This is a genomic window from Streptomyces sp. NPDC107654, assembly GCF_055639035.1.
Map to the genome: position 1 here is coordinate 1 of NZ_JBVKBI010000053.1, position 6,649 is coordinate 6,649.

General features: G+C 69.8%; 9 protein-coding genes and 1 pseudogene. 5 read left to right on the top strand and 5 right to left on the bottom strand.

Features of this window, described 5'->3' with window-relative positions; all coding sequences use genetic code 11:
* The 4 genes from ACZ7N4_RS38915 to ACZ7N4_RS38930 all read right to left on the bottom strand — a co-directional run.
* The coding region (locus tag ACZ7N4_RS38915) for a helix-turn-helix domain-containing protein (RefSeq protein ID WP_471368740.1) at nt 1-176 on the bottom strand (176 nt) is incomplete at its 3' end.
* Nucleotides 177-324: 148 nt separating this feature from the next.
* Nucleotides 325-756 (bottom strand): DUF5958 family protein, encoded by a 432-nt coding sequence (locus ACZ7N4_RS38920; protein WP_471368723.1) that lies wholly within the window; start codon nt 754-756, stop codon nt 325-327.
* Between the two features lie 279 nt (nt 757-1,035).
* Nucleotides 1,036-1,734: a bleomycin resistance protein gene (locus tag ACZ7N4_RS38925; RefSeq protein WP_471368725.1), complete on the bottom strand. Its 699-nt coding sequence runs from the start codon at nt 1,732-1,734 to the stop codon at nt 1,036-1,038.
* A 162-nt stretch (nt 1,735-1,896) separates the two neighbouring features.
* On the bottom strand, nt 1,897-2,310 hold the full coding sequence (locus ACZ7N4_RS38930) for a hypothetical protein (RefSeq protein WP_471368743.1): 414 nt from the start codon (nt 2,308-2,310) through the stop codon (nt 1,897-1,899).
* Between the two features lie 82 nt (nt 2,311-2,392).
* Between ACZ7N4_RS38930 and ACZ7N4_RS38935 the strand changes: the two genes are divergently transcribed.
* Together ACZ7N4_RS38935 and ACZ7N4_RS38940 are read left to right on the top strand one after the other, a co-directional pair.
* Nucleotides 2,393-3,016, top strand: a complete 624-nt coding sequence (locus ACZ7N4_RS38935; protein WP_471368746.1) for a TetR/AcrR family transcriptional regulator — start codon at nt 2,393-2,395, stop codon at nt 3,014-3,016.
* Nucleotides 3,017-3,046: 30 nt separating this feature from the next.
* Nucleotides 3,047-3,193 (top strand): hypothetical protein, encoded by a 147-nt coding sequence (locus ACZ7N4_RS38940; RefSeq protein WP_471368728.1) that lies wholly within the window; start codon nt 3,047-3,049, stop codon nt 3,191-3,193.
* A 113-nt stretch (nt 3,194-3,306) separates the two neighbouring features.
* Here ACZ7N4_RS38940 and ACZ7N4_RS38945 read toward each other — a convergent pair whose 3' ends face one another.
* Nucleotides 3,307-4,176 (bottom strand): LysR family transcriptional regulator, encoded by an 870-nt coding sequence (locus tag ACZ7N4_RS38945; RefSeq protein ID WP_471368731.1) that lies wholly within the window; start codon nt 4,174-4,176, stop codon nt 3,307-3,309.
* 102 nt (nt 4,177-4,278) lie between these two features.
* Between ACZ7N4_RS38945 and ACZ7N4_RS38950 the strand changes: the two genes are divergently transcribed.
* The 3 genes and pseudogenes from ACZ7N4_RS38950 (at nt 4,279) to ACZ7N4_RS38960 (ending at nt 6,415) form a co-directional block, all read left to right on the top strand.
* Nucleotides 4,279-4,554: a YciI family protein gene (locus ACZ7N4_RS38950; protein ID WP_471368734.1), complete on the top strand. Its 276-nt coding sequence runs from the start codon at nt 4,279-4,281 to the stop codon at nt 4,552-4,554.
* A 404-nt stretch (nt 4,555-4,958) separates the two neighbouring features.
* Nucleotides 4,959-5,543 (top strand): annotated as a pseudogene (locus ACZ7N4_RS38955) (thioesterase domain-containing protein); the annotation flags it as partial.
* Complete coding sequence (locus ACZ7N4_RS38960) at nt 5,540-6,415, top strand: PhzF family phenazine biosynthesis protein (protein ID WP_471368737.1); 876 nt, start codon at nt 5,540-5,542, stop codon at nt 6,413-6,415. The pseudogene ACZ7N4_RS38955 and the gene ACZ7N4_RS38960, both read left to right, overlap by 4 nt.
* The last annotated feature ends 234 nt before the right edge of the window (nt 6,416-6,649 follow it).

Here is a 6,649-nt window from a genome sequence, read left to right on the forward strand (position 1 = left end):
AGCCCCAGGGGGGTGGGGCGGCAGCCGGTCCGGGTGCGCACGAAGAGCGGGGCGCCGAGAGCCCGCTCGATGCGTCGCAATTGCGTGCTCAACGAAGTGGGTTGGAAGCCGGCGCGGTGATGGCCTCCGACTCCCCGATCTGCGCCCCGATAGGGGTGACCGACGCGGTACGGCATCGACCGGTCCCGTCCACGCGCCCCCTTGCAGCGCGGCGGTTGGCCCCGCGTGGCGAGCCGAGCCGAACGAGCCCGCTGCAGCCGACCGGGCGCTACGCGGGAGGGGCGGTCCGATAGCCAGCCCAGCCAACAGCCGGAACGGCCGATGCTACGGCTGCCCGGTCGCAGTCGGCAGGTTGTGCCATGCGTGTCCGCAGGCGCCTTTGCAGTACGTCTCGCGGCGGCGAGTGTCAGCAACGGCGAACACGGACACGAGGACGCGGAACGCCGCGATGTGTTCGGCGGAGGGGAGGCCCGCGAATCCGTAGCGGGGCGGGTCCATGCGAATCATCACCGCGGGGTTGGCCGTGGGCTTCACACCGGACCGCTCCACCCCCGCGCGGCCGTCCGCAGTTGTTACGTGCGCTTGCATCGCATAGCCGGTAACTGCCTGCAGTACTTCCTGCCGACGTGTCGGGGCCAGGCCGGAGAACCAGTCCACGCCTGCGTCCAACGTGCTGAGCCCTTGGGCGATCTCGTTGACGACCCGCTCGATCTCGCGCCGCAAGGCGCGGCCTTCGTCGCTGCTCGCTTCCGCCATCGCTCGACGATTTCACTGTGTCGGTTCGGGGTGAACGCCGGTATCCGCACCTAAGGGACGTGCGGGGGGCAGGGGCCGGGACCAGTCCGCCCCCGCACGGCAGTCGAGCAGCGCTCCCGCTCCGCGGCTCGCCAGACGCCCCCGTAGCACACCTGAATGCCATGCGAAGTGGCCGATATCGATCACGAGAGGTGTTGCCGACGACTCGGGAAGTCAGGCCGGAACGGCTCCAGAAGAAGCTGACACAGCCAGGCTGTCGTAGCGTCCTGGCGCACTGCCTCAGGTCCTCAGCTCTTCGAGACGCTGGAGGTCGTCATGGGCCGACTCCCGTTCTGCGTCGGTGAGTTGAATTGCGGTTGCTCGGGTGAGCGCGGACCTCGCGGTGTCCTCGTCACCGAGGCGCCCGGCGACATCGGCCCGCAGCACGAGGAGCCGAAGCAACTGCACGGGTGTGGGCTGCTCGCCTTCTGGGCGGAGCGCCCGGTCGATGATCTTCGCCGCGCCCGCGGGGTCCTCCTTCGAGTCCGCGAACAGGGATGCGTGGTGAAGGGCTCGGGAGAAGGGTTCCTTGGGTGCGGGTCGGTGGTGCTGGTCCTGACTCGTCTGCTGTCCGATGCGGAGGCAGTTGCCGCCCGGATCGGTCACAAGGAACTGCCGCATGCCGTAGGACGTGTCCTTCAGCGGCCCGATGCGCGGCAGCCCGCGGGTCGGGATTCTCCCGTACGCCGCTTTGAGGCCGGCCCGGAAGGCCTCGTGCAACCCATCGACATCGTCGGTACGGACGTAGCACGTGCTGTAGGACTCGGCCGGCTCGTGCTGCTTCAGCGCGAAGAAGTGGAGCTGAATGCCGCCGCGCTCCACGACCGCGTACGGGTTGGGGCTCTTCTGCCGGAAGGCCACCTCGAAACCGAGGGCGGTGTAGAAGTCGAGAACCGGCTGGATGGTCCGGCAGGGGAGGATCGGGATGGTCGTCTCCATCCAGGCAGTCTAGTAGTCAAATTTGAATAATGGGGCTGCTTGCGTTGCGACGATGCACCACCACCTGATCAGTGACGGACACAGCCACCCCCCTGGCCGCCATGCCGACCGGCGCCCGCGCCCTCACTCAGCCATGAGGCGGGGGGCAGTTCATGGCCGCCGTCAGTCGGCACGGCTCTCTGGACGAGCCCCCGAGGCCGTGTGCGTGGAAGTGGCTGCCGGCAGCAGCGCGGCGAACACGAAGGGGGCTGCCGCCTGGTACCCGATCCACACCTCACCCCCGACCGTGCCACCCTGCCATGCCGTCAGGAGGCCGGCGAGCGCCGTCAACATCCAGCCGCTGTCGTAAGCAACCATGAGTCGCGTGTACGTGCGCATCGATCGCCTCCGCACGTAGCGAATCTCGATCCCGCCACCGATCAGCAGCGCCACGCCAGAGACCGCCATCAGCCAGGCGGGCACGCCCAGCAGGCGACCGACTGGGACGGCGCCGGCGGTGTAGACACCGGCGAGCACCACCTTGAAGGCGCCATCGGCGACTATCCCGGCCGTCCGGCGTGTCACTGGCGTTTCCATGGTCTGGGCCACAAGTGGGTCTCCCTGACGCTCGTTCCGACTGGTCTCATAACGAGATTACGGTAATAATCGCATTATGAGAATGACGAGAGCGGAGACCAGGGAACGCAACCGCCGCGCCTTGCTGGACGCTGCCTTTCAGGTCGTCTCCCGGGACGGGTACCGAGCCAGGCTCGAGGAGATCGCCGAGCGTGCCGACCTGACCACCGGAGCCATCTACTCACTGTTCGGGAGCAAGAACGGCCTGGTGGTCGCCCTGGTCGCCGACTATCTGCGGCCTCACTACGAAGAGTTCGAGCAGGCCGTCCCCGCCGGGCTGGAACTGCTGGAAGCGGCTGACGCCTTCGCCCGGTACTACCGGCGCACCTGTGACGCGCCCGAGGCACGGTCAGGTCTGGCGCTCCAGATCACCTTGCTGGACATGGCGCTCCACGACCCCGACCTGGGATCCCAGCTCGCCGCGTCCGTCCGGGCGCAGGAAGAGCACCTGATCGCGCTGTTCACCGGAAGGCGGCACAGGGGAAGCGTCGTGACGGCGCACCAGGCCCAACGCCTGGTCACTGCGTTGCGGGCCCTGTTCGTCGGCCTCAGCCAGGGCGTCATCCTCGGCCTCGCCGAGGGGGCCGACGAGCAGTACTTCGCCGACTCCGCCCGCGCCCTGGCATCCGCCGTATCCTCCGTCGATCACGGTGCGGACGCTTCCTGACGGCCTCCGCGTCTGCGCCTGCGGAAAATCATGGAACTCGACGAGGTCGTCGACCTCACCGCGGATCCCGACCTCGTCTTCGTCGGGCTCGTCGCGCTCGTCGGCGGTCGAGTCCCCTTCGGCTCGACCGATCACTGTCGGCGGCTACGGGGTCCGGCTGTTCGCACGCAAGGCTGACCGGGTCCCGCCCCGCTGGGCTCGTCCGTCGGGCGACCGGATTGGGTCAGCCTCTCCGTCGTCGGCGACCGGGGTTCGATTCCGCTGGGCGGGAACCTTGATCGGACGCCAGATCACTGGTCGCCGTCCTTCAGGTACGGGCTCCACGATGCACGGGCGGACGCGACCAGGAGCAGACGTTCGTGCGGCGGTTCCGGTCCGACCGGACGCCAGACGAGGCCGGCATCACCTTGCGAGCTGCTCAGGGTCCGCAGCGCGACCAGATCGTCCTGGTCGATGAGCCGGTGGCGGAACAGTGTGTGACTGCTGTTGTCGTCCGGGACCGTCACCGGAACCCAGCCTCGCTCACGCAGGTGTGCGAGGACGGTGACCGCGTAGCCGGGCGCCCGTTCCGACGGAAACCACAGCAACCGCTGTCCGGTCAGGTCGGACCAGGTCAGCCGTGGCTGTCGGGCGAGCGGGTGACGGTCGTGCAGTACCAGGCCCAGGGGTTCGTCGTTGATCGTGCGCAGCTCCAGGCCCGTCGTGTCCACCGGGGCACGCAGAATGCCGAAGGCCAGCCTGCCGGCCCGGAGCAGATCGCCCTGGCGGTCGGAGTCGACCTGCCGGTAGGAGAGCCTGAGCCGGCCACCCTCCGCGAGGATCCGTTCCGCACGGGCCAGGACGGACTGCGCCACCCCCCGGCACACGCCCACCGTCGCCACCGGAACCGCGGCGCGAGCCGCGGCGACGGAAGAACTCAGTTCACCCAGCGCGCGGTTGACGCCGCCCAGCAGCAGCCGTCCTGCTTCGGTCAGCTCCATGCCCTGCGGCAGGCGCCGGAACAGCGGTGTGCCGATGCGCCGTTCCAGCAGCCGGATCTGCTGGCTCAGACTGGGCTGGGCGATCCGCAGACGCCTGGCCGCCTCGGTGACGGTGCCGGCCTCGGCGACGGCGACGAAGTACCGAAGGTGACGCAGCTCCACGCCCGGGATGTCCTGCACGCCCCGTTCACCTCTCCCGTCTGCTGCTATAGGCGCCAGCCTATAGCGATGGGCGGAAACCGGTCTTGGCGCTCTCGGCCCCGCCCGCTCTTGACTAGGGGCATGTTCGTCATCGTGTTCAGGTACCGCGCGCCGTTGGAGACCATCGACGCGCTCAAGGAAGCCCACTACTCCAACCCGCAGGGAGTGTTCGCCACCGGGATGGCACGCCTCGCGGGCCCGCTGAAACCGCGTACCGGCGGGTTGGTGGTGGCGGAGGGTGAACGCTCGGCGATCGAGGCCGCCGTCGCCACCGATCCGTTCGTGACGAGTGGTGTGGCGACCGCCGAGATCCTCCAGTTCCGGCCGACCTGGTCGGCGGGCTCCGAAGGGCCGTGATCGCAGAGCGGAACCGGTGGGACGGCGGAAGCCGTGCCCTCGGTGGGTATCGGCGAGCCGTTGGGCGTGACACTCTGCGCGACGGGGATGCGACGTGATCCTTCGCGGCGCGGTGCAAGGTCGAGTGCTCGCACTGGCCCTTGCACCGCGGTGTGTGGGCAGCTTGGTGTGGGACGGGGAGCCCTCCCCGAGCTCCGCGCCCTCAGGCGCGTCGTCGAGAGCCAGGTGCAGCACCATCCCCTCGGTCGCGCAGGTGGGCTGAGGCCACGTGCCGCGGGTGAGGTCGTCCGGCAGGTCGTCGCAGACGCGGGCCACGCCGCGCCGCCACTGCCGGCCTTGGTGCCAGGTCACGCGCGGTAGATCGGGAGAAGAAGCCCCAGGGGGTCCGGGCACACGCCGACACCGTCCGTTTCCTGCCCCTCGCCGCGCCGCCCGTCCTCGTCGGCTTCTGCGCCGGAGGCCTGATCGCACACGCGGCGGCCCGGTACCTCGCGGAAAGCGGGTGCCCACCGGCCGGTGTGATCCTCATCGACACCCATTCCGAAGCCCTGCGCCGGGACGATCCGCGGGGGCTGGCTCTGATGGCCGCCGGCACCTCGGTGCCGGACGACGTCGTCGCCGAGTCGGACGAAGTGACCAGCGACGACCTCAGCAACAGAGCCTGTTCGGCGGCCCACTCGGCGGCCCGGACCCGGCGGGCCCCGGCGGACCGGCCGTCGCGGAGGACGGGCTGTCGTGGGCGGGACAGTGAGGGGGGACCCCGCTCTCTGCCGGACGAGCATGACGAGCGAGGGGGACGGGGATCCGCCCGGCGCCGTGGTCCGCCGCACGCGACGCTCGGCTCTCCACCAGGCGGCGTGACACTGCTCCGGATGAGCGACCGGACCGTGTCCGACAAGCCGCGGTGGCTCCTGACGACTCCTGACGGCTCTGCGGTTCGACTCCCCACGGAAATAGCTGCGGGCCGGTCGTGGTTGCCGCCAGCATGACGACGAATGAGCGCCGGCCCGAGGTGTTGCGATACACCGCCTTCTCCAGCGTCCCCGGCGGCGGAAACCCCGCCGGCGTGGTTCTGGACGCCACACACTTGGACGACAGCGAAATGCTGGCCATCGCCGCCGACCTCGGATACTCGGAGTCCGCGTTCCTGACCGCGCCTCCGGAGGGGTTCGGCGGCCAGGAGGGGCGGGCGTACAGCATCCGCTACTTCAGCCCCAAGGCGGAGGTGCCCTTCTGCGGGCACGCCACCATCGCGACCGCCGTCGCGCTCGCAGAGAGGAATGGCCCAGGGAAGCTGGTTTTCGCCACACGGGCCGGCACGGTGCCGGTGGAGGTGGCCGAGGAGGACGGGACGGTCAGGGCCACGCTCACCAGTGTCGAGCCGCACATCGAGGAGATCGCCGACGCCGACCTCGCGGAGGCGCTCGCCGCGCTCGGCTGGCCGGCCGCCGATCTCGACCCGGCTTTCCCGCCCCGGGTGGCGTTCGCCGGCGCCCGCCATCTCGTCCTCGCGGCTGCTACGCGTGAGCGCCTCGCCGATCTCGCGTACGACTTCGCGCGCCTCGAAGCATTGATGCACCGCCTGGACCTGACCACGCTCCAGTTGGTGTGGCGGGAGTCGGCCACCGTCTTCCACGTCCGGGACCCGTTCCCCGTCGGCGGCGTCGTCGAGGACCCGGCGACAGGCGCCGCGGCCGCCGCGTTCGGGGCGTACGCCCGCGAACTCGGCCTGGTCCCCGGGGATGCCGTCCTCACCCTGCACCAGGGCGAGGACCTGGGCCGCCCTGGTGAACTCACAGTCACCCTCGGTAGGAACGACCCGCGCGTCCGAGTCAGCGGCACGGGAACGCGCATCAGCTGAGAGCCGACATGGACTCCAGGGCCTCGGTGTCCTGACCAGACTCCTGCGGGCGGCTCACTTCACATCCCCGCCTGACCACGGGCGGCACGCACCGAACGCGGGGCGACGGCGACAGATGAACGGAGGCCCCGGACACCCGACTAGGACTTGTCCGGCCGATCATGCCCGGAGCCAGATGACGAGGGTTGCGGCGGTCGCGGTCCCGAGGAAGACGTAACCGCGCTTGTCGTATCT

Bases quoted from the DNA above. Each gene is read 5' to 3' on its own strand.
- ACZ7N4_RS38960 (WP_471368737.1), top strand. From the start codon at position 5,540: ATGACGACGAATGAGCGCCGGCCCGAGGTGTTGCGATACACCGCCTTC.
- ACZ7N4_RS38930 (WP_471368743.1), bottom strand. From the start codon at position 2,310: ATGGAAACGCCAGTGACACGCCGGACGGCCGGGATAGTCGCCGATGGC.
- ACZ7N4_RS38925 (WP_471368725.1), bottom strand. From the start codon at position 1,734: ATGGAGACGACCATCCCGATCCTCCCCTGCCGGACCATCCAGCCGGTT.
- ACZ7N4_RS38935 (WP_471368746.1), top strand. From the start codon at position 2,393: ATGACGAGAGCGGAGACCAGGGAACGCAACCGCCGCGCCTTGCTGGAC.
- ACZ7N4_RS38940 (WP_471368728.1), top strand. From the start codon at position 3,047: ATGGAACTCGACGAGGTCGTCGACCTCACCGCGGATCCCGACCTCGTC.
- ACZ7N4_RS38920 (WP_471368723.1), bottom strand. From the start codon at position 756: ATGGCGGAAGCGAGCAGCGACGAAGGCCGCGCCTTGCGGCGCGAGATC.
- ACZ7N4_RS38950 (WP_471368734.1), top strand. From the start codon at position 4,279: ATGTTCGTCATCGTGTTCAGGTACCGCGCGCCGTTGGAGACCATCGAC.